Origin of the sequence: Paucilactobacillus suebicus DSM 5007 = KCTC 3549 (assembly GCF_001434475.1) — a bacterium.
Taxonomy (GTDB): Bacteria; Bacillota; Bacilli; order Lactobacillales; family Lactobacillaceae; genus Paucilactobacillus; species Paucilactobacillus suebicus.
Window position 1 is genome coordinate 62,822 of the sequence record NZ_AZGF01000004.1, and the last position, 23,970, is coordinate 86,791.

Below are 23,970 nucleotides of genomic sequence, written 5' to 3' on the forward strand. Positions count from 1 at the left end.
GTTGATTCCTCCTAACTTTGGCTGCTGGTAGCGGCGTAAAATGCCTTTTCAACTACCTGTTCTTCAGGTACACCAGCATCTTCATATTGTTTAATCAGATCGTGCATCTTGTGATAATCACGTGGATAGACTTTGATGAACGTATCTTTTTCTTCGTCCCAGTTGTCCAAAATCTTTTTGGCAGTGAATGAATTAGTAAAGTAGTAATGTTTTTGCAACAGATCTTTCAATACCGTTGTATCATCACTAGTTTCGTCGAGTTTAAAAGTATCAACCAATTCTGGATTAAGTTGTTTCTTAAATTGGTGAGTCCAGTCGTACACATAAGCTACACCACCAGACATGCCGGCAGCAAAGTTACGTCCAGTTCTGCCAAGGATAACGGCCACACCACCGGTCATGTATTCACAACCGTTATTGCCGACACCTTCAACGACGACTTTTGCACCGGAATTACGAACGCAGAAACGCTCGCCAGCACGGCCATTAAAGTATGCTTCACCACTAGTGGCACCAAAGCATGCAACGTTGCCAACGATTGGAGCGTGTGCGTAAAGGTCTTGAGCCTGTTTTGGAGCAGCAACGATCAAACGCCCACCGGATAATCCTTTACCAACATAATCATTGGCTTCACCAGTTAGTTTGATTTCCAAACCCTGAGTGATAAATGCACCAAAGCTTTGTCCTGCAGTACCCTTGTAATTGAATTTCATTAGTCCAGGTTTCAAAGTGTTATTGCCGAAGTGAGCTGCAATCCAGCCACCCATACGGGCGCCAGCAGTTCTGTCCGTATTATTGATTGGCAGATTAATGGTCGTAGCATTGCCATTTTCCAAGCTGGTCTTGGCAAACGCATCCAAATCTGGCCAGTCGTACTTCGGTTTGAATGGATCCTTTGCTTTTCTTTCAATCGAAATGGTTTTACCAATCATCCGATCGTAGTTCAGTGATTTAGCCTTACCTGCGGGTATATACCGTGGGGATAGGTGTTCACCGTGGCCAACCATTTCATCAATTGTCCGGTATCCCAGTTTGGCCATTTCTTCACGCAGGTCCTGTGCCAAGAAACGCATCATGTTCATGACGTGTTCAGGCTTGCCAGCATAAAGTTTGCGTAAATCTGGATTCTGAGTCGTAATACCAATTGGACAAGTATTCAAGTTACATTTGCGCATCATGACACAACCAATTGAGACCATTGTTAACGTCGCAAAGCTAAATTCCTCGGCACCAAGCATGATGGCAACAGCAATGTCACGACCAGTCATGAGTTTACCATCTACTTCTAACGTCGTCCGTTGGCGTAAATGATTTAAGGCTAGTGTTTGGTGTGCATCAGCAAGTCCCATTTCCCATGGCAGACCACTGTCACGAGTTGAGTTGCGGGGTGCCGCACCTGTGCCACCATCGTAGCCAGCAATGACAACTGTATTAGCGCCAGCTTTAACAACGCCGGCGGCTATTGTTCCGACACCAGTTGAAGAAACCAGTTTAACGTTAATGATTGCGTAGGGATTAACCTGCTTTAGGTCATAGATTAACTGTGCTAAATCTTCAATTGAGTAAATATCGTGATGAGGTGGCGGAGAGATGAGCTGCACGCCTGCAATTGATCCACGAATGTCAGCGACCCACGGGTAAGCTTTACCAGCAGGTAACTGACCACCTTCGCCGGGCTTAGCACCTTGAGCCATTTTAATTTGAATTTCTTCAGCGTTCATTAGGTACTCTGTATTCACGCCAAAACGAGCGGTTGAAACTTGTTTAATTTTACTGTGACGATCGAGACCATCAGCACCGACTTTGAAACGACGACGGTCTTCTCCACCTTCACCAGTATTACTTTTAGCTCCTAGTTTATTCATCGCAATCGCAATTGTTTCATGTGCTTCTTGTGATAGTGAACCAAAACTCATGGCTCCACTCTTGAACCGTTTAACAATTGAACTGACCGGCTCAACTTCATCGATTGGAACTGATTGACGATCCGTACTATCGATGTTCCACATTGAGCGCAGGGTAACCGGGTCAGTTAAAGCTTCCTGGTTCATCTGGTCAGCATATTTTTGATATTCATCATACTTACCAGTCCGAACCGCCTTTTGAAACTGATAAATTGATTTTGGATTGTAAAGATGATGTTCACCATCAACTTTAAATTGAAAGCTACCACCGGAAGGTAGATCATCAATGGCGTGATTATCGAATGCGTCTTGGTATTTTTCATAGTACTCTGATTCAATTTGGTTAAGATCAAGTCCACCGATTCTACTTGGTGTACCAGTAAAGTATTGGCTAACGACTTCATCATTCAAACCGACAGCTTCAAACAATTGAGCACCTTGATACCCAGCAACTGTTGAAATACCCATTCTGCTCATGATTTTAACAATCCCTTTAACAGAAGCATGACAGTAATTATCTAATTGTTTTTCGTAACCGCGTTCCACTAGGGTAGCGAATGCGCCATATGGGTGAATGGCAGCTGCACCGTATCCAACGAGGCAGGCAAAATGGTGAATTTCACATGCTTCCGCCGTATCGACGACAATTGAAGCATCAGTGCCTTTTCCCTGAGCGACTAAGTAATTGTGTAAACCGGCCACTGCCAGTAAAACAGGGATTGTCATCTGGTTATCAGCCACACTACGATCAGTCAAAATCAAAATTGACGCTCCGTTGTCGATGGCATTTTCTGCACGCTTAAATACTGCTTCAAGTGCGTGACCGAGCCGATTAGGAATATCGTTCAGATCATATGCTAGCGAAATTTCCTTAACCTTTAATGAAGGAAGATCCAAACTAGTCAATTTAGCAAATTCTTGGTTATTTAAAATTGGACTATCAATTTTTAGCTTTTGACAGTTGTCAGCAATGTCTTTTGTAATATCATCGTCGCGACCTAAGAATAAGGTAGTGTCGATAACCACCTTTTCACGTAAGGGATCAATTGGTGGATTAGTAACTTGAGCGAATGACTGTTTGAAATATGTAAACAGGGACTCAGACTTTTTACTCAAGACTGCCAACGGAGAGTCAAACCCCATGGCAACAACAGGTTCGCCACCATTTTGAGCCATCGGTATTAGTGCAGTCTCGATCACTTCGTGAGTATAGCCGTTGCGACGCCATAATTTTTGTAGCTCGTCATCACTGATTTTGGCATCTGCCTTAACTTCTGGCAAATTATCAAGTGTTAATCGATTAGCAGTTAACCATTGCTGGTAAGGGTGAGCGGTTGAAAATTCTTGTTTTAGTTGATCAGACTTATAAATTTTATGTTTGTTGGTATCTACCAGTAACATTTCAGCAGGTGATAAGATGCCCTTTTCCTTGATATCAGTTGGCTTAATATCTACAATTCCTGACTCCGATCCGACAACTAGCACATTGTCATTAGTTAACGTATATCTGGAAGGACGCAAACCATTACGATCCAAAAATGCGCCGACCTGGATACCATCGGTGAAACATAGGGCGGCAGGCCCGTCCCATGGAGCCATGAAGGTTGCGTTGTATTCGTCAAATGCGCGTTCTTCTGGAGCCATTGATGCATCAGGTCCCCAAGCTTCAGGAATCATCATCATCAGTGCCTGGGGAATTGATCGTCCATGACGATATAAATATTCCATGCAATTTTCCAACTTGGCAGAGTCGGAATCATCTTCATCATAAATTTCAATGCCATGGGAAGTCAGCCAATTTTCCGCACCTTTTAAGGTGTTGATTTCACCGTTGTGGGCAAGAAATCTAAATGGTTGTGCACGTTCCCAGCTTGGGAAGGTGTTGGTTGAGAACCGTGAATGAATCAAACAAATGGCACTTTGCATACTTGGTTCGTGCAAATCTGGGTAGAATAGGCCAACTTGGTACGCATGAAGCATCCCCTTATACACAATTGTGCGGCTTGAAAGTGAGCAGATGGCAAATGATTGATGGCCAAATGTCTTTTCAAGCTGACGTCGTAAATGATAAAGTTGATCCTCAAAAGGACGGCCAATTTTAACGTCCACTGGTCGTTTAATAATTAATTGAATGAACGCGGGCATTGACTTTTGGGCTGCAGGCCCGCAACTTTCATAAACGAAAGGCACGTTTCTGGTCCATAGTATAGGAAAACCCGCATCATTAATTTGTGTTCTGATTGAAGCCAACATTGTTTCCTTTTCACGACTATCGTGAGGTAAAAACAACTGGGCTACTGCATAATCTCCGTAGTCTGGCAGTGCTTGATTCTTAGCGGCCATTTGACTACGAAAGAATGAATCAGGCATAGCCATTAAAATTCCGGCACCGTCACCAGTGTCAGGTTCGGCACCGGTACCGCCACGGTGATTCATTCTTTGGAGCATGGTCAAAGCTTTTTCAACCAATTCATGGCTAGCATTACCATCAACTTGTGTAATAAATCCCATCCCACAAGCATCATGTTCAAACTCGGGGGAATACATTAACTTACCTTTGGACATTTGACTGCTCATTTAACCACCTACTTTAATAAACATTAGTTAAAAATTAAATTCTTTGCTTAATTTCTCATGATATTCTAATTATTCTTTCAAAGCAATGTAATTTTCACTAAATTAATTTATTAAATTGTGCATTTTACACAAAAATTCATCATTATTTGCATTAATTACAATTAAAATGACAAAAGTGGTTTAAAATATTCCAAATTTATATTAAGATAGTTTCTAATTTTATAACATAGCTTTCCGCGATCACTTGGGTATTTGTGGCATTTAGTGATTTAATTAAGATTGCAAATAGTAGGTCGTTGTGGTTATAATTTAATTCAATTTTAATTAATAAAGAGGTGAAAGCCCAATCAAATTTGACTGGTTGGTGAATGTGTCAGATTTGATTTAAGTGACCAGTTGAACTACCTACATAGTGATAACACGACGGGCAATGTTACAGTTTGCTGAACAAATAGTAAAACGTGATAACATAAGACTTGAAATGTTTTGCACCGTGGTTAATGATGACTATTTCGTGAATGGTTATCGCACCATAATTTACAACGCTGCTTGACAGCAATTAATAACATAAATGAGAAAGGGGCTTGTCAGTATGTCAACACTTAAGGTCACAGACCTTCACGTCAGTGTTACTGATGAAGAAGAAAAAACAGAACGGGAAATTTTAAAGGGGGTTGATTTAACAATCAACACCGGTGAAACTCATGCAATCATGGGGCCTAACGGGACTGGTAAGTCGACTCTTTCTGAAACGATTATGGGAAATCCTAATTATATCGTCACTCAAGGGGACGTCACCATTGATGGAGAAAGTATTTTAGGCAAGCCCGTTGATGAACGCGCAAGATTAGGATTGTTTTTAGCAATGCAGTATCCTGCTGAAATTAAAGGAATTACCAATGCTGAGTTTATGCGTGCAGCTATTAATTCACGCCGTGCGGATGATGACCAAATCTCTATTCGTAGTTTCTTAAAAGAATTAGATAAAAACATTAAAACGTTGAACATGACCGAAGAAATGACTGAACGCTACTTAAATGAAGGATTCTCTGGTGGTGAAAAAAAGCGTAATGAAATTTTACAATTGATGATGATCAAACCTAAGTTTGCCATTCTTGACGAAATTGACTCTGGTCTTGATATTGACGCTCTCCAAGTTGTTGCCCAGGGCGTTAATGAAATGGCTAGCCCAGATTTTGGGACTTTGATGATTACTCATTACCAGCGTTTACTTAACTATATTCACCCAGATCAAGTTCATGTGATGATGGATGGCCGCATTGTCAAAACTGGGGATGCCTCATTGGCCGAAGAACTTGAGGAAAAGGGGTACGCCGGTTTACGTGATGAGTTAGGCATTGATGCAAACTTAGTTGATGACGACGTTGATCAGACCGCAGACGCCACCGGAAATGGAGATGATTAGAATGCCAAAGTCAGCAGTATTGGCACTCGATCCAGTTCTTTTGTCTGCAGCTAAATTTGATGACGAGCCCCAGTGGTTAACGGATTTACGTCAATCTTCATGGGACAAGGCAAAAGAGTTGGCATTACCAGAGTTTGCCAAGATTAATTATCGTCACTGGCCATTACTAGAATTTGCTCAAGATGGTCAGACTAATACCAATATTCCCGATGATATTCAGGCAGAGACTGAATCATATAACTTTGTTTCAGTTGGCAAAACAACTGTTAAATCTGCGATTCCTGATGATTTAGTGAAGCAGGGAGTTGTTTTTTGCGATTTGCAAACTGCCGCTAAGAAACATGCAGAGTTACTATCAAAATATTTATTTACTAAAGCAATTAAGCCGGATGAGGATCGGTTGACGGCCGTTAATGCATCGTTGATGGATAGTGGTGTTTTCCTGTATGTTCCTCATGACGTTTCAATTAAAGAACCTATCAGTTTGTTGCAGGTTCAGGACAGTCGTCAAAAAACTAATTTTGTGAATCATAACGTGATTGTGACAGACGACAACAGTAGTGTTCAGGTACTTCAGAGAACTGAGACCATTGGTGATGCTGAAAATCCTGCGAGTGTTGCTGTTGAGGTGATTTCAGGACCAGGTAGTCATATCAAATTTTCTTCACTAGATTCTTTGAGTGAAAAAACTAATGCTTACTTTAATCGTCGAGGTCATCTTGAAAAAGATTCAGAAATTGATTGGACGATGGGTGTCTTAAATGATGGCAACACGATTGCAGATTTTGATTCTGATCTAAAAGGTACCGGTTCTCATGCCGAGGTTCAGACAGTTGCCATTTCGACTGGCAAACAGACACAAGGTATCGATACCAGTGTTACAAATTATGGAAAACATTCAGAGGGTAACATCCTGCAACGTGGCGTTTTGCTTGAAAAGTCTGCACTAGTATTTAATGGTGTTGGTAAAATTATTCACGGAGCTCATGGTTCAAAAGCCCAACAAGAAAACCGAATTTTGATGTTGTCGCCAGAGGCTCGTGGGGATGCTAATCCAATTCTCTTAATTGATGAAAACGATGTGATCGCTGGGCACGCAGCCAGTGTTGGTCGAGTTGATCAAAAACAGTTGTATTACTTAATGAGTCGTGGCTTAACTAAAGAAGTTGCTCAACGACTGGTTATTTTGGGATTTTTGGGGGTTGTTTTAACCGAAATTCCAATTGCCGCTGTGCGTAACCAAATGATTGCAATGATCGAAAGGAAGCTAATCAATGGACAACGGACTGAATAATTCGAGAAAAGATTTTCCAATTTTAGACCAACAAGTTAATGGCGAAGAGTTAGTTTACTTAGATAATGCTGCGACCACTCAAAAACCGATGGCGGTTTTAAATGAAATTATGCGTTATTACGAACACGATAATGCAAATGTTCATCGCGGTGTTCACACACTAGCCGAACGCGCAACAACCAGTTTTGAAGCGGCACGCGATAAGATTGCTGCGTTCATTAATGCTCCTAGCCGCAAAACGGTGATTTACACACGATCAACGACTGAAGGATTGAACTGGGTTGCTAGTAGTTTCGGCAATTTGGTGGTTAATGAAGGTGACGAAATAGTTATTTCCGAGCTGGAACACCATAGTAATGTTGTTCCGTGGCAACAGGTAGCTGCTAAACAGCACGCGACGCTGAAGTATATTGGGCTCACTAAAGATGGTGAGCTTGACATGGACGATGCTCGCCAGAAGATTACGGACGACACCAAAATTGTGTCAATTGCACAGGCAGCTAACGTCATGGGCGTCACTAATCCCATTAAAGAATTAGCTAAGATAGCTCATTCTCATGGTGCATACATGATCGCAGATGGGGCTCAAGCTGCTCCCCATATGAAGATTGACGTTCAGGATTTGGATGTTGATTTTTACGCATTTTCAGGTCACAAAATGTTGGCGCCAACTGGAATTGGTGCTTTATATGGCAAGGAAGACTTACTTAATCAAATGCCGCCGGCACAATTTGGCGGTGAAATGATTGATTTTGTCCATCATCAGACGGCTTCATGGAAGGAATTACCTTGGAAATTTGAAGCCGGTACACAAAATATTAGTGGTGCAATCGCATTTGGTGCTGCCATTGATTACTTAAACGATTTAGGAATGGACAATATTGAAGCTTATGAACATGAATTAGTAGAATACACATTACCCAAATTAGTGGCCATTGATGGTGTGACAGTGTACGGTCCCCATGATCCAGCCAAACATACAGGTGTGATGGCATTTAATTTGGATAACTTACATCCTCATGATGTCGCAACTGGTCTGGACATGGAGGGGATTGCTGTTCGCGCTGGTCATCACTGTGCACAGCCTTTAATGGAATATTTAAACGTTACAGCAACTGCTCGTGCTAGTTTCTATTTCTACAACACGAAAGCTGAAGCAGATCATTTAATTGAATCGATCGAAGCAGTAAAGGAGTTCTTTAACAATGGGGCTAGCTAAATTAAATCAATTATATCGTGAGGTTGTATTAGATCATTCACAGCATCCACATCACAAGGGTAAGCTACCAGAGGCTAACGGCGAACTGGAGTTACGTAACCCAACTTGTGGTGATGTCATCAGTGTTCAGGTTCAAATTAATGATAATAAAATTGAAAAATTATACTTCGAGGGTAGTGGCTGCACAATTTCGCAAGCTTCTGCTAGCATGATGACCACGGCGTTGACTGGTCAACCAGTGGAACATGCGCGTGAGTTGATCACTGATTTTTCTAATTTGATTATGGGTAAAGAAATCAGCGAAGAGGCTGAAGACGAGCTTGGGGATGCTGCAGTGATTGGCACTGTCGCAGAATTTCCGACTCGCATTAAGTGTGCGGCGTTATCATGGCATGCGCTTGATGAGTTATTAGAAAAGAAGGAGGCTGAAAAGAATGGCTGATGTTAAAGACATTATTCAGGATAAAGATTATGAATTTGGATTTCATGACGACATCGACTACGCATTCCAAACCGGCAAAGGAATTAACGAGGATATTATTCGTCAAATTTCCGCCGAAAAGGAAGAACCTCAGTGGATGCTTGATTTCCGTTTGAAATCATACCAGGCGTTTTTAAAGATGCCTGAACCAGCCTGGGGTCCGGATCTGACTAAGTTGGATTTGGACAATATGACCTTCTATCAAAAGGCCACCGATAAGCAGTACCGTGACTGGGATGATGTTCCTCAGGAAATTAAAACAACATTTGACAAGTTAGGTGTGCCAGAAGCTGAACGAAAGTATTTGGCTGGTTCTTCAGCTCAATATGAGTCTGAAGTTGTCTATCACAACATGGAAGAGTCTTTTGAAAAATTAGGGATTATCTTTACTGATACTGATACTGCTTTGAAGAAGTACCCCGAGTTATTCCGTAAGTGGTTTGGTAAGCTCGTTAAACCGACGAATAACAAGTATGCAGCGCTGAACTCTGCAGTTTGGTCTGGTGGTACTTTCATTTACGTGCCGAAGGGCGTGAAAGTGACGACGCCAATCCAGTCGTATTTCCGAATCAATGCTGAAGAGTCTGGTCAGTTTGAACGGACTTTGATCATAGTTGATGAAGGGGCTCATGTTGAATATGTTGAAGGTTGTACGGCCCCAACTTATTCAAAGGATAGTTTGCACGCAGCGGTTGTTGAAGTTAACGTCTTGCCAGATGCATATTGCCGTTACACAACCATTCAAAACTGGTCTAACAATATTTATAGTTTGGAAACCAAGCGTGCCCAAGCCTTAGATAATGCTGTCATGGAATGGGTTGATGGCAACCTTGGATCTAAAGTGACAATGAAGTACCCTTCAGTTTATTTGAATGGTGAGGGGGCCCGTGGCACAATGTTGTCGATTGCCGTTGCTGGTAAAAATATTGATTCCGACACGGGTGCCCAAATGATTCATAATGCTCCTAATACATCGTCATCGGTTGTGTCAAAGTCGATTTCGAAGGACGGCGGTGCGGTTGATTATCGTGGTAAAATTAAGTTTGGTCGCCATTCGGATGGCTCGTTTGCTCACGTTGAATGTGATACTATAATCATGGACGATAAGTCGACAAGTGATACGATTCCATATAATGAAATTTTGAATAGTAATGTGTCCATGGAACACGAAGCTAAAGTTTCTAAAATTTCTGAAGAGGAGTTATATTATCTGATGAGTCGCGGTATTTCGGAGGCTAAGGCAACGGAAATGATTGTCATGAGTTTCGTTGAACCATTTACAAAAGAGCTGCCAATGGAGTACGCTGTTGAATTGAACAGACTAATTAGTTTCGAAATGGAAGGATCAATTGGCTAATAATGTCAGCTAGTTGGTGGGCAAAAAAGCAAGGAGGACTTTCAAATGAGTAACGAGACACCATTTAAGGAGCGGGCACTTGCCGCATTGGAAAATGTCATCGATCCAGAACTCGGTATTGATATCGTGAACCTAGGATTGATCTATAACGTTGAATTAGACGAAGATAGTAACTGTGTGGTCACAATGACATTAACAATTGCAGGATGCCCATTAACAGATTATCTAAATGACGCAATCACGGAAGAACTACAAGGTTTTGACGAGGTTAAAGAAGTAAAAATCAACTTAGTATGGGAACCGGCATGGTCAATTGAAAAAATGTCGAGAGAGGCCCGGATGGAGTTGGGAATACACTAAGTAGAGTGCAAAAACACACGGTTAGATGCGTTTAAAATAACGGGGTTAATGATTGATCACGGGTTTTGTGATCGGTCATTAACCCCGTTATTTTATGTGCATCTGTGTGTTTTTGCACGTTTCAGAAAACCCAGAGTGCAAAAAGAAGTGAAAAAATGCGTCTAAAATAGCCGGAATTATGATTGGTCCTGAACTTGGGCCGGTCATAATCCCGGCTATTTTATGCGCATTTGCTTCTTTTTACACGTTTCAGAATTAAAAATTTCTGTAAAATAACATCAGTATAAGTCACACTAACTTTCTCATTTTTTAATAATGAAAACAAACACAAACAACAAAAAAATAATTGTTAAATGTGGTTACTACGTAATCTTTGCTATATCAATGTTTTGCAAGCATAAATATTTCAAGTCCAAATACAAAAAATGAGAAATATTAAAAACAAGGTTGCATTCTCTCATAATGAATGTTAAGTTAGGAATATCAAATTGAAGGAGGTTACAACCATGAAACAAGCAATGATCAAAACATACATTCAAAACGCTACTTCAGCTGTAGCCTCAAATCTTCAAGCCTTATTATTATGACGCAGGACTCTGACAATTATATGTCGAGTCCTATTTGCGTTATGAAATGGGGCTTGACCAGCACCCCATTTCAGATGGGGTGCTTTTTTTATTGTTAGTAAACAGAAGTTAAGGATAAGGAAAGGTGATACATTATGACAAAACAAATTCAATTTTTCGATACAACATTGCGTGATGGGGAACAAACAATTGGGGTTAATTTCAGCATTGAAGAAAAGGTAGAGATTGCTAAACAACTTGAAGCGTGGGGCGTTGATTGTATTGAAGCTGGTTTCCCCGTTGCATCTGAAGGAGACTTTGAAGCCGTGAGCGCCGTTGCTAATGCCGTCAAACATACTTGCGTAACTGGTCTTGCACGAGCACGTAAGGGAGACATTGATGCATGCGTGAAGGCAACTGCCAATGCTGCTCATAAGCAAATTCATGTTTTCATTGCTACTAGCCCAGTTCACCGTGATTCAAAGTTACATATGACAAAACAACAAGTGCTCGACACAATCAAGGACACCGTTACATACGCACATCAATTTTTCGACATCGTTGAATTTTCACCAGAAGATGCCACCAGAACAGAACACGATTACCTTTGCGAAGCAATTCAAACGGCTATTGATGCTGGTGCAACAGTTATTAATATTCCAGATACGGTTGGCTACACCAATCCAGAAGAGTTTGCTGAATTATTCCAGTACATGCAAAAACATATTCCATCATTTGACGATGTAACGTTCTCCGTTCACTGTCATGATGATCTGGGAATGGCCGTTGCAAACAGTCTGGCTTCGATTAAAAACGGGGCAACCAGAATTGAAGGTACCATCAATGGTATTGGTGAACGTGCCGGTAATGCAGCACTAGAAGAAGTTGCAGATGCTCTTTATGTTCGCAAGAATTACTACGATGCAACTGACAATATCAACTTGGCAGAAACCAAAGAAACCAGTGACATGATTAGTGATTACGCTAAGATGCCAGTGCCACATAACAAGGCCGTGGTTGGCGCAAACGCCTTTGCTCATGAATCAGGGATTCATCAAGATGGCATGTTGAAGAACCCTAACACATATGAAATTATTACCCCCGAAACTGTGGGTGCACATAAGACGACATTGCCACTGGGCAAACTTTCCGGTTCGCATGCTGTCATGACTAAACTCAACAAGATGGGCTTCGATGTTGATCGAGATGACATGAAAAAGATCTTCCCAATCTTTAAGAATAAAGCTGATCATACAGCCATTGTTGGTGAAGATGATCTTCGCAATATTATGAAACAAGTCAAAGAGGTGGTTGCATAATGCAAAAGAATCAAACAGCTCAGATCGCCGTATTAGCCGGCGACTACATTGGTCCCGAAATTATGGCAGCGGGTTTGGAGGTCCTTAAAGCCGTTAGTGAAGATGGTAAATTCAATTATCAAATTCATGAAGAACCATTTGGTGGTGCAGCCATTGATCAAGCAGGAGATCCATTGCCGGCGCAAACACTGGCAACCTGTCAACAAAGCGATGCAATTTTGCTAGCGGCGATTGGTGGTCCTAAATGGGATAATGCAGAGAAACGTCCAGAAGCTGGGCTGTTGCAGATTCGCAAGGAATTAAATTTATTTGCTAACATTCGTCCTACTGCAATCAGTGAAGCGATGAGACAATATTCACCAATCAAGAATGAGAATCCGGTTGATTTTGTGATTGTTCGTGAGTTAACCAGTGGGATTTACTTTGGTACTCCACGAGAGAAAACGGCAGATTATGCATTAGATACAATGCGTTACAGGAAAGAGGAAATTCAACGCATTACCAAGCTAGCATTTGAGATGGCGACTAAGCGTCGCAATCACGTTACTTTGGTTGATAAAGCGAACGTTCTTGCTACCAGTAAGTTTTGGCGTGAGATTGTCGGTGAAATTGCTCAGGATTATCCACAGGTTAATTACGACACAAGTTATGTGGATGCCGCCGCGATGAAGATAATTTCTAGTCCCGATCAATTCGATGTGATTTTAACCGAAAATCTCTTCGGCGACATTCTCAGTGATGAATCGGCTGAGATTACGGGTTCTCTTGGAACCATTCCTTCTATGAGTCAAGGCAGTAATGGACCAGCACTATATGAACCAATCCATGGCTCAGCACCAGACATCGCAGGTAAAGGGATTGCGGATCCAATTTCGATGGTTAAATCAGTGGCTATGATGCTGGCTAACTCTTTTGACCGTCAGGACCTCGCAACTGAAATTACGAATGCAATTAATGAAGTAATTAGTCAGCAGGTCGTAACTCCTGATTTAGGTGGGCACGCAACAACAAAGGAAGTTACGGCAGCAATTATTAGTTCAATAAAAGAAAGCAGGCACAGTTATGCAACAGACAATGTTTGATAAACTTTGGAATCGACACGTTATATCCGGGAAACCCGGTGAGCCACAATTAATTTATGTGGATCTTCATTTACTTCATGAAGTTACTTCACCGCAGGCTTTCGAAGGACTGCGTGAGAATAATCGTCAGGTTCGTCGAACAGATAAAACATTTGCCACGATGGATCATAACGTGCCAACGAAGGATATTTTCAACGTTCAAGATGCAATTTCCAGAAAGCAGATTGAGACACTTGCTAAGAATGCGAAAGACTTTAACATTCGTTTGGCGGGGATGGGACATGAAGATCAGGGTATTATCCACGTTGTCGGTCCTCAATTGGGATTAACACAACCTGGCATGGTGATTGTTTGCGGTGATTCACACACTGCAACTCATGGTGCTTTTGGTTCCATTGCTTTTGGAATTGGCACGAGCGAAGTTGAACACGTTTTAGCTACGCAAACAATCTGGCAAACAAAGCCTAAAACAATGGGTATTCATGTTCATGGCAAGTTACCTCATGGTGTATACGCAAAGGATATTATCATGGGCATCATTGCTCGTGAGGGTGTGGCATTTGGAACTGGTAACGCAGTTGAAATGTACGGCGACACTATTGAAAATATGAGCATGGAAGAACGAATGACACTTTGCAACATGGGAATTGAAGGCGGCGCCAAGATGTGTATGGTTAAGCCAGATCAAACAACATTTGATTATGTGGCTGGTCGTAAATATGCACCAAAGAATATGGACAAAGCAATCGAAGACTGGAAACAGTATTATACCGATAGTCCAGAGGCCTTTGATCAAGTCATCGACTTTGACGTTAGTAATCTTGCACCATTCATTTCTTGGGGTACTAACCCGGGTATGTCGGTTCCTGTTGATCAAAAATTACCTGAGATCAAGAATGATGACGATCAAAAGGCATACGACTACGTGGGACTACATCCTGGAGAAGAGGCAACTGACATTCCAATTCAGTTTATCTTCTTCGGTTCATGTACAAACGGTCGCTTGTCAGATTTGAAAATTGCCGCAAGTATTTTGAAGGGTCATCATATTGCTGAAGGAATGCAAGCACTCGTTGTCCCCGGATCACGAGCTATTAAAAAGGCCGCTGAAAAAATGGGAATTGATCAAATTTTTAAGGATGCTGGTTGCGAATGGCGTGAACCTGGTTGCTCAGCTTGTCTGGGGATGAATCCCGATCAAGTACCAGCCGGATTACATTGTGCGTCAACTTCAAACCGTAACTTTGAGGGCCGGCAAGGTGCCGGTTCAAGAACCCATCTGGCCAGTCCAGCGATGGTTGCTTATGCGGCGATTAATGGCCACTTTGTTGATATCAGAAAGGAAGAAGCCTAATGGAACCAATTACGACTGTAACAAGTACAAGTATTCCACTAATGCGTGAGAACATTGACACTGATCAAATTATTCCAAAGCAATTTTTGAAAAATATCTTAAAAGTTGGTTACGGAAAGAATCTTTTCTTTGACTGGCGCTATGTTGCACCAAATAAGCCTAATCCTGACTTTATTTTGAATAAACCAGAGCGACAAGGAGCAGAAATTCTTGTGACAGGCGATAACTTTGGTTGTGGTTCGTCTCGTGAACACGCCGTGTGGGCATTGAAAGACTGGGGTTTTAAAGTTGTTATTGCTGGTGGGTACAGCGATATCTTCTACATGAACAGTACTAAGAATGGAGTTTTAGCAATTATTTTACCTGAAGACCAACGTAAAATTTTAGCAGCCGTTGCTCCGGACGCTGAAATTACTGTTGATTTACCAAATCAGGAAGTACGGTACGAAGATTATACTTTTCCATTTGATATTGATCCACTGTGGAAGCACAAGTTTATTAACGGATTGGATGACATTGCCATCACAATGGGATATGAAGATCAAATTGAGAATTATGAGGCCAATATTCCCAGCTATAACTAATTGAGAGAAGGTACTGCTTATGGAAATACAAAATGGCATAGAACTACAGAGAAGAATTGATCGCACACATGAATCACCTTTATTTTATAAAATTTTTGCACTAGTTGCTGGTGGAATGTTTTTGGACGCAGCCGATGTCTACATGGCAAGTTCAGTTGGTAGTTCTGTCTTAAAATCAGGCTGGGCAACTTTATCGCAGGAATCGTATTTCCTATCAAGCGGATTTCTTGGGCTATTTATCGGATCACTAATTGCCGGATTCATTGGTGATCTAAAAGGTCGTCGCGTGGCTTACCAAATTAATCTGTTATTGTTTGGTGGTTTCACCTTTTTAGCTGCGTTTGCGCCAAATATGGCGATACTGACAATTTGTCGGGTAATGTCCAGCATCGGATTAGGCTCCGAAATTGTGACTGGTTACGCCATGGTGAACGAATTTGCTCCAATTCACAGTCGAGGTAAATGGTGCGCCGGAGTTTCACTGATTGCCAATTCAGGTGCACCCATCACGATGTTGTTGTGTTACGCAATTATTCCTCACTTTGGTTGGCGGGTAATGTTCATGGGGATTGGTGTTATTGCGGCCATTCTTTGGTACTTACGTCGTGATATTCCAGAATCACCTCGCTGGTTGATGGCTCACGGGAAAAGTGATCAAGCAGAAGCGATTATTGAACAATTGGAAGTAAATGGTAGCGACAATTTTGATGAACCACAGAAAACTAAACGTGAATCTGTTCACCATTCAATCGGCATCAGTTTGTTTGTTGCCATCGTTGCCGTTTCTGCCACGATTATTTGCCAATATACGTTTACTTCGTGGGTACCGACTCTGTTAGTTAAACGTGGTATTAATGTTTCTGGTTCACTTGGCCTTTCAACTTTGATGATGCTTGGTGCACCGGTGGGATGTGCAATTGGTGCTTACCTAGTTGATAAAATCGGTCGTAAAAAGACCATCGTGCCAGCGTTTATTTTGACCGCCGTTTTCGGTATTTTCTATGCACGTCAAGATACAATGGCTGGTGTGGTCGTAATTGGATTTATGCTGACTACCTGTTTCTATGTTTTGATGGCTAGTGTTGTAGCCGTTTATGTTGCCGAACTATTTCCAACTGTTTTCAGATTTCGTGGTTCAGGGATTGCTAATGGAATTGCCAAATTATTTACAGTGGCAATGCCGATCGTTGTTGCATGGATGCTTAGGGTTACGACCACTAACATGATTTTCTGGACAATCAGTGCAATTGCGCTGTTCGCAGGGATTGTGGTTTGGTCGATGGGGGATGAAACTAATCAAAAAGATATTGGCTAAATTTTCAGCGACTAACTCACTTGCGCGTTGGAAGATGATTGTTGAGTTTGTTACATATATGTAGAATTTTTAAGACCTCTAATTGTTAGAGGCCTTTTTTTATTTGTCGAGTAATTTTATTGTTTTGAAATGGGTAAAAGAAAGCAGATACTTATGATTAAATACTTTCTTGCACTTTGATCTGAAACGTGTCAAACAAAGCAGATGCCCATGATATAAGTAAGATAATCGCCAATCGGAAATTCACCGATTCACGATTATCTTACTTATATCACCAGCGTCTATGCGCTTTGTTTGACACTCTGATATACTAGTACCATAAAACAATTAGGAGACTATATTATGGATATTGATTCTATGGATCGTGATGCATTACTTGATACCTTACATAAAGCACAAAAGTTACCTGAAGATGAAAAAAAGGTGGCTGCAGTTCGTCGTCAGCGCGATGAGTTTTTAGCACCCTACTTCGAAGAAACTGAAGCAGGAAGACAGGCCAAACAAGCTCGTAAAGATGCCCTCAATAAAGACGATGTGAAGGATTTACGTCAGCAGTTAAGAATAGCCGACGAACGGATGAAGTTGGCACAGCACCCAGTGGAGATACAAAAAAAGTTCAAGACACGTTCAATAATTGCCGTTTCAGTATTAGTTGTTTTGGGATTAATTGCGTTGATTTATGGTAAATTTTTCATCACCGGGTCGTCAACCAGTAATTTTGGTGGAACCACTAAGCGTTTAGTTACCAGCATCTATACCATGTTTTTCTTCTTGGCAATATTCTATGGCTTTTATCGTTATTTCTATTGGCGTAAGTATCGTCCACAGCTAGTTAAATATGCACAAAAGAAAAAAGATGAACTAAAACCGGTTCAGGCTAAACTAGATGATATTAAAACGGATTTGGCAGCCAACTATGACGAAGCCATTGAACCATTTGCGCAATCTTACAATAGCGATGATGCCGACTATCGGGAAATTATTTCTCAATTAAATCAGCAAGAACAAATTGTTAAAGAGGACCAAGCTGCGTTAGAGACGATCCCAGAGAATGTTAGAAATGTTAAAGATATGAACCATTTTACGAAATCTTTGGAAGCTGGGCACGCAGAAACATGGCAACAATTGATGGAAGCTCACGATAAGCAGGAACGACAACGTGAAGAAATCAGGAGAAAAGAAGAAGCTGCCAAGCAGGCAGAGGCTAACAAATTAAGTGCGCGTCAAAGAAACAGAAATAATGGTCAACAACATCACAAAGGTTAGTATTATTTAGACAAAAGCAACGGAATGATTTTGAGCATTCCGTTGCTTTTGTCTAAATATAAATAAAAAAGGAGCAGATACTAATGCCTCTGCTCTGGATACTACTCAATAACTTGAACACCGTCTGTAACAATTGACAAAGAAACAGTATTAGCTGTGAGACCATTGTCAATTAAGGCTTGTTTGAATCTATTAAGATTTTTATCATCGATAATTGTCATTACTGTTGGTCCTGCACCACTTAAGTAAGTAGCCAATGCGCCACAACGATGAGATATTGCGCGAATCTTTAATAATTCAGGTACAAGCTTTTGTCGATAAGGTTCGTGGAACTGATCATCTTCAATCAACTGGCCAAGTACATCATAGTTTTTAGTAAATAACGATGCCACAAACGTATTACCAACAGCGCTGGCGTGAACTGCATCTTTAAAGTCTAATGTTTTTGGCAAGACGCCACGGCTATCACTTGTTTTTAGCTCGTAGTCTGGAATATAGGCGACAAACGATAAACGAGGGAACTGCGCTTTAATGGCGACAAAATGGCTATCGATATTTGTGCCAATGACAAGATCGCCAAAAATGGCAGGTGCGACGTTATCGGGATGTCCTTCGATTTGAGATGCAAATTCAATTTTTTGCTGATCAGTTAAGTTTAGACCAGCAAGTTGATTTGCGATCTCAATGCCAGCCACGACGGCTGCAGAGCTACTGCCTAGTCCACGAGTGACTGGAATCTCTGATACCATGTTAAACTCGTGGGGGGCTAAATCCGGTGCTAATTTGAGTGCCGTTTTTAAAATTAAATTGGATTCATCACTCGGAACCTCATCGCCAAGATCATGATGAATTAACCAGTGATCGCTTTTACCGATGACATCAATTGTTAGGTATAGAGACACGGCAATGCCGATTGAATCAAATCCGGGGCCGAGATTCGCACTGGTTGCGGGGACTTTAATGCGCATAATTGATTTACTTCCTTTAGTTAGATAGAACTTTATAAGCGGCCAAGAGGTCGATTGAGTCTTTTTGATCCAGTTCTTCTTTGAGTTGTGCAAGTTGTGTCTTTGACATGTCATGCGTGATGATAACGACCCGAGCTGAGTCGTTATCGTTTCTAGTTTGAACAATTTGACTGAAACTGGCACCAATCTTAGTCATGATTTGGGTAACCTTCAACATCTGACCAGGGATATCTGGCATTTTCAAAGATAAGTAGTAAGGATAAACAATCTCGCTAGCCTTGACGTGGTCAGCTTCATTTTGATAATTGTTGAATGAATTGCCGGTAGTACCAAGCACAATGTTTTTGGTTTCAGAAACAATATCACTCAGGACACTGTTGGCAGTTGGCAAGCCACCCGCACCTGGTCCGTAAAATAGAGTTTCACCAACCGCTTGACCGGTTACCATAACAGCATTGTTTTCATTGTTAATGGTTGCGAGCGGGTGGTCAGCTGGTACAAGTACTGGACCGACTTCAGCAAAAACACCATCGTTAATACGACGAGCAATTCCCAGTAATTTAACTGTGTAGCCCAGCTGAGAAGCTTGTTCAACATCTGTTAACTGCATTTTGCGAATTCCTTGAATTTTCATTTCGTCTAATTTCAAATGTGTTCCGAAAGAAAACTGGCTCAGGATAATCATTTTGTAAGCCGCATCAATACCATCCACGTCGTTTGTGGGGTCCGATTCGGCAAAACCTAATTCTTGAGCCTTTTGTAGTGCTTCGTCATAACTGCAGTTTTTTTGTTGCATTTGGGTTAAAATATAGTTGGTAGTACCGTTCACAATTCCTTTAACTTCAGTGATTTGATCAGCAGCAAAGCTGTTGACAATTGTGCGCAGAATTGGAATTCCTCCAGCGACACTTGCTTCGTACATCAGGTCACATTTATTTTTGCGAGCAATGGAGGTCAATTCTTCACCTTCAGATGCAATTAGGTCTTTATTAGCAGTTACCACATGTTTTTTTGCATTAAGTAAAGCAGTAATAGTTTCTTTGGCGGGATGAATGCCACCCATTACTTCCACTACAATTTTAATCTCTGGATCGTTAATAATGTCATCCAGTTCAGTGGTTAAGTGAATATTTTCTGTGTCAACATTACGGTGTTTATGAACGTCTCTCACTACAATTGTTTTGACGCTAAGTTTTCGGCCGGTGATATTAGATATTTTATCTTGATTATTTTCCACCATTTGGAGAACACCACTCCCAACAGTGCCGAGGCCGACCAATCCTATTTTGATTGTTTCCATATATGAGCACCTCATTTTCGACATCATTTCTACCATTTTATCATAGCCAAATGCATTGCGCATGTATATAATGAGAATATTATGAAAAACCGGAGGACAACTTTCTAATGAAATATCGGAGTACTAGAGGATCACAGTCAGAATCCATTGATTCACCTGCAGCGATTATTCAAGGCCTAGCCCCAGATGGCGGACTGTATGTCCCCGTTGATTTTCCACAACCCAAGGTAGACCTAAATGATTTTGTTGGCTTGTCATATCAAGAGACTGCTAATACTGTATTAAGCTGGTTTTTTGATGACTATACTGATCAGGAGTTGTCAGAAAGTGTTGTAGCTGCCTATGGTCAGCAGTTTGATGACGATCAAATTGTACCGTTAACAGATAAAACGGCTGGCAGTTATTACATGGAATTATTTCACGGACCAACACTTGCGTTTAAGGATCTAGCTTTACAAGTATTGCCGCAACTGATGACTCGTGCGGTTAAAGACCAAGGTGTTAACAGTGATATTGTTATTTTAACCGCAACTTCGGGTGATACGGGAACAGCATCAATGCGTGGTTTTCAAGATGTTGAAGGCACACAAGTAATCGTTTTTTATCCTCATAATGGTGTTAGCCCCGTACAGTTACGTCAGATGCTGACTCAACAAGGGAAAAACTTAAAAGTTGTTGCCGTCGAAGGAAACTTTGACCAAGCTCAAACTAACGTAAAAAAGATTTTTGGAGATCAGCAATTTAATGAATGGTTGGCTGGAACAGGACATCAATTTTCTTCGGCTAACTCAATGAATATTGGACGTCTGATTCCGCAAGTAGCTTATTATTTTTACACGTATGCTCAGTTAACTAAACGTCATGAAATTAAGATGGGGGATAAGGTTAACTTTACTGTGCCTACAGGCAACTTTGGTGATATTCTTGCGGGATATTATGCAAAGAAAATTGGGTTACCAATCAATAAATTGATTTGTGCTTCCAACCAAAATAACGTTCTAACTGACTTCTTTGCGACTGGTAAGTACGATCGCAACCGCCCATTTTATCTAACGAATTCTCCATCGATGGATATCTTGGTTTCCAGTAACTTGGAAAGACTGCTGTTTGATATTGCTGGACAGGATGACGCACAGGTACGTAAGCTAATGGCTCAGTTGGCCAGTGATGGGTCCTATCAAATCAATGACGATATGAAAGCTGGCTTAGTTGATTTTGCAGCTGGATCTGCTGATGAAAAAGAAATTCAGGCTGAAATTAAACGTGTATATGATGAAACCGGCTATGCAATTGATCCACATACCGCAGTAGGATCTGCAGTTGCTCATCGTTATCAGGAAAATGATCCTGATACGCCAACTGTTGTGCTTTCAACAGCTAGCCCATATAAGTTCCCTGAAACAGTCTTGACCGCGATCAATGGGAAAAGTAAGTGGACTGGATTAAATGCAGTTAATGAACTTAATCGGCTACTAGGCGGTCAACTGCCCGGTGGAGTTGCTGCACTCTTTGATTTAACACCTCGTCAAGAAGTGGTTGTGCAGCCAGATGCGATGAAGGATTACATTCAAGATAATTTATGAAATTAATTAAAACACTCTTAGTGACGCACGATGTGTCACTAACGGTGTTTTTTATGTGACTTAATTTTTTTAAGTAACATACAGGGTATAACTATAAAGATGAGAGAAAGTTATGTAAGATTAGAAAATAATTAGAAAATTGCGTTGACAATTAAACAAATAGTGATAAAGTTCTAATTATCCGAACGAAATAGGATGTTTTACTTAAGATTCGGAATTTGACAATTAAATATTTGGGGGTTGGTTATTAATGAGCGACACGTTAAATTTCAGCGTTAGCGGTAAAGATATGCAAAAACGCAGTGATGAAATTACTGTCGGTGTCGATCGGGCTCCTGGACGCAGTCTATTATATGCGACTGGCCAGGTTAAAAATCCCGAAGACATGAAAAAACCGTTTATCGCAATTTGTAACTCGTACATAGAAATTGTTCCCGGGCACGTTCATTTACGGGGACTGGCAGATATTGCCAAAGAAGAAATTAGAAAAGCCGGCGGAATCCCATTTGAATTCAACACAATTGGTGTTGATGACGGGATCGCTATGGGACATATTGGAATGCGTTACTCGCTTCCAAGTCGTGAATTGATTGCAGACTCAGCAGAAACGGTAATTAATGCTCATTGGTTTGATGGTGTTTTATATATGCCAAACTGTGACAAGATTACACCTGGGATGCTGATGGCATCATTACGGACAAATGTGCCCTGTGCCTTTGTGTCTGGTGGTCCAATGAAAGCTGGACTTGATCCAAACGGTAAGGCAGCTACACTATCAACAGTTTTCGAAGCTGTTGGTGCGTTTAAAGACGGTAAAATGTCGAAAGAAGATTTTTTGAAGCTTGAACAAAATGCCTGCCCAAGTTGTGGCTCATGTTCAGGTATGTATACTGCTAATTCAATGAATTCATTGATGGAAGCACTTGGCTTGGCTTTGCCATATAACGGTACAGCACTAGCCGTGTCGCAGCAACGACGCGAACTTGTACGCCAGGCTGCACGCCGTGTGATGGAAAATATCAAAGCTGATATTAAGCCACGTGATATTGTAACTAAAGATGCGATTGATGATGCATTTGCTCTTGATATGGCAATGGGTGGTTCTACAAACACCGTATTACATGGATTAGCAATTGCTCATGAAGCTGGTATTCCTTATGAAGAAAAGGATATCAATGAAATTGCAAAGAGAACTCCACATATCGCAAAGATTGCTCCATCGTCATCCTATACGATGGAAGAAGTTCATGAAGCTGGTGGAATCCCCGCAATCATGAATGAATTGATCGAAAAGGGCGGTATTTTACATCCGGACCGGATGACTGTTACCGGTAAAACTATTCGTGAAAATGTTAAGGATGCGCATAGCTTGAATACAGAAGTTATTCGTACAATCGATAATGCCTACTCTAAGGAGGGCGGTTTGTCAGTTCTGTTTGGCAACATTGCTAAAGAAGGGTCAGTTATCAAAGTTGCCGGTGTTGATCCAGATATTCATGAATTTACCGGGACTGCACGTTGTTTTGATTCTCATGATGAAGCTGTTGAAGGAATTGATAATGGAACCGTTCAGAAGGGCGACGTTGTTGTCATTCGTTATGAGGGCCCTAAGGGTGGACCAGGTATGCCAGAAATGTTGAATCCAACTTCTGATATCATCGGTCGTGGTCTTGGGCGTGACGTTGGATTAATTACAGATGGTCGTTTTTCTGGTGCAACTCACGGAATCTGTGTTGGTCATGTTTCACCTGAAGCAGCTTCGGGTGGTGAAATTGCTTTAATTCATGATGGCGATAAAATTACTATCGATTTGAAGAACAGGACTTTGGACGCTCACGTTAGTGAAGAAGAATTTGCCCGCCGGCGCAAGGAATTAAAGCCATTTAAGTCTAAGGTTCGTTTTGGATATTTGGCACGTTATCAATATCTAGTAACATCAGCTAATACTGGTGGTGTAATGCTGGGTGCAGATGAGTTATTTGGTAAAGAAGACGATAAAAATTAAATAGCCAAAA

The 23,970-nt window shown here is 41.2% G+C and carries 17 protein-coding genes; 14 read left to right on the plus strand and 3 right to left on the minus strand.

Annotated features, from left to right (window positions below):
• Positions 1-11: 11 nt before the first annotated feature.
• On the minus strand, positions 12-4,481 hold the full coding sequence (gene gltB / locus FD16_RS02790; protein ID WP_010621505.1) for a glutamate synthase large subunit: 4,470 nt from the start codon (positions 4,479-4,481) through the stop codon (positions 12-14).
• A 592-nt stretch (positions 4,482-5,073) separates the two neighbouring features.
• Here gltB and sufC point away from each other — a divergent pair.
• From sufC to FD16_RS02850, 12 genes are all read left to right on the plus strand, one after another.
• Entirely contained in the window at positions 5,074-5,907 is an 834-nt protein-coding gene (gene sufC, locus FD16_RS02795) for a Fe-S cluster assembly ATPase SufC (protein WP_010621506.1), read from the plus strand.
• Position 5,908: 1 nt separating this feature from the next.
• Entirely contained in the window at positions 5,909-7,201 is a 1,293-nt protein-coding gene (gene sufD, locus FD16_RS02800) for a Fe-S cluster assembly protein SufD (RefSeq protein ID WP_010621507.1), read from the plus strand.
• The gene (locus FD16_RS02805; protein ID WP_010621508.1) at positions 7,182-8,420 is read left to right on the plus strand and encodes a cysteine desulfurase; all 1,239 of its coding nucleotides are present in this window, start codon (positions 7,182-7,184) and stop codon (positions 8,418-8,420) included. The genes sufD and FD16_RS02805 overlap by 20 nt, the downstream gene beginning before the upstream one ends.
• Positions 8,407-8,862: a Fe-S cluster assembly sulfur transfer protein SufU gene (gene sufU, locus FD16_RS02810; protein WP_010621509.1), complete on the plus strand. Its 456-nt coding sequence runs from the start codon at positions 8,407-8,409 to the stop codon at positions 8,860-8,862. The genes FD16_RS02805 and sufU overlap by 14 nt, the downstream gene beginning before the upstream one ends.
• On the plus strand, positions 8,855-10,258 hold the full coding sequence (sufB, locus tag FD16_RS02815) for a Fe-S cluster assembly protein SufB (RefSeq protein WP_010621510.1): 1,404 nt from the start codon (positions 8,855-8,857) through the stop codon (positions 10,256-10,258). Before sufU ends, sufB begins: the two co-directional genes overlap by 8 nt.
• 45 nt (positions 10,259-10,303) lie before the next feature.
• A complete protein-coding gene (locus tag FD16_RS02820) occupies positions 10,304-10,618 on the plus strand; it encodes a metal-sulfur cluster assembly factor (RefSeq protein ID WP_010621511.1) in 315 nt (104 codons plus the stop codon).
• 721 nt (positions 10,619-11,339) lie between these two features.
• The gene (locus FD16_RS02825; protein ID WP_010621512.1) at positions 11,340-12,503 is read left to right on the plus strand and encodes a 2-isopropylmalate synthase; all 1,164 of its coding nucleotides are present in this window, start codon (positions 11,340-11,342) and stop codon (positions 12,501-12,503) included.
• Positions 12,503-13,585, plus strand: coding sequence for a 3-isopropylmalate dehydrogenase (gene leuB / locus FD16_RS02830; RefSeq protein ID WP_010621513.1), 1,083 nt, complete (start codon positions 12,503-12,505; stop codon positions 13,583-13,585). Before FD16_RS02825 ends, leuB begins: the two co-directional genes overlap by 1 nt.
• A complete protein-coding gene (gene leuC / locus FD16_RS02835) occupies positions 13,566-14,939 on the plus strand; it encodes a 3-isopropylmalate dehydratase large subunit (protein WP_010621514.1) in 1,374 nt (457 codons plus the stop codon). Before leuB ends, leuC begins: the two co-directional genes overlap by 20 nt.
• On the plus strand, positions 14,939-15,523 hold the full coding sequence (gene leuD, locus FD16_RS02840; RefSeq protein WP_010621515.1) for a 3-isopropylmalate dehydratase small subunit: 585 nt from the start codon (positions 14,939-14,941) through the stop codon (positions 15,521-15,523). Before leuC ends, leuD begins: the two co-directional genes overlap by 1 nt.
• A gap of 19 nt (positions 15,524-15,542) precedes the next feature.
• Positions 15,543-16,838: an MFS transporter gene (locus tag FD16_RS02845; RefSeq protein WP_010621516.1), complete on the plus strand. Its 1,296-nt coding sequence runs from the start codon at positions 15,543-15,545 to the stop codon at positions 16,836-16,838.
• Between the two features lie 342 nt (positions 16,839-17,180).
• The gene (locus FD16_RS02850; protein WP_010621517.1) at positions 17,181-18,104 is read left to right on the plus strand and encodes a hypothetical protein; all 924 of its coding nucleotides are present in this window, start codon (positions 17,181-17,183) and stop codon (positions 18,102-18,104) included.
• A 101-nt stretch (positions 18,105-18,205) separates the two neighbouring features.
• On the opposite strand, the gene thrB is transcribed toward FD16_RS02850, so the two are convergent.
• Positions 18,206-19,072 (minus strand): homoserine kinase, encoded by an 867-nt coding sequence (gene thrB, locus FD16_RS02855; RefSeq protein ID WP_010621518.1) that lies wholly within the window; start codon positions 19,070-19,072, stop codon positions 18,206-18,208.
• 16 nt (positions 19,073-19,088) lie between these two features.
• Positions 19,089-20,372 carry a homoserine dehydrogenase gene (locus FD16_RS02860; protein ID WP_010621519.1) on the minus strand — a complete coding sequence of 428 codons (1,284 nt, stop codon included), beginning with the start codon at positions 20,370-20,372 and terminating at the stop codon, positions 19,089-19,091.
• A gap of 107 nt (positions 20,373-20,479) precedes the next feature.
• Between FD16_RS02860 and thrC the strand changes: the two genes are divergently transcribed.
• The gene (gene thrC / locus FD16_RS02865; protein ID WP_010621520.1) at positions 20,480-21,955 is read left to right on the plus strand and encodes a threonine synthase; all 1,476 of its coding nucleotides are present in this window, start codon (positions 20,480-20,482) and stop codon (positions 21,953-21,955) included.
• Positions 21,956-22,205: 250 nt separating this feature from the next.
• Positions 22,206-23,960: a dihydroxy-acid dehydratase gene (gene ilvD, locus FD16_RS02870; RefSeq protein ID WP_010621521.1), complete on the plus strand. Its 1,755-nt coding sequence runs from the start codon at positions 22,206-22,208 to the stop codon at positions 23,958-23,960.
• Positions 23,961-23,970 lie beyond the last annotated feature (10 nt).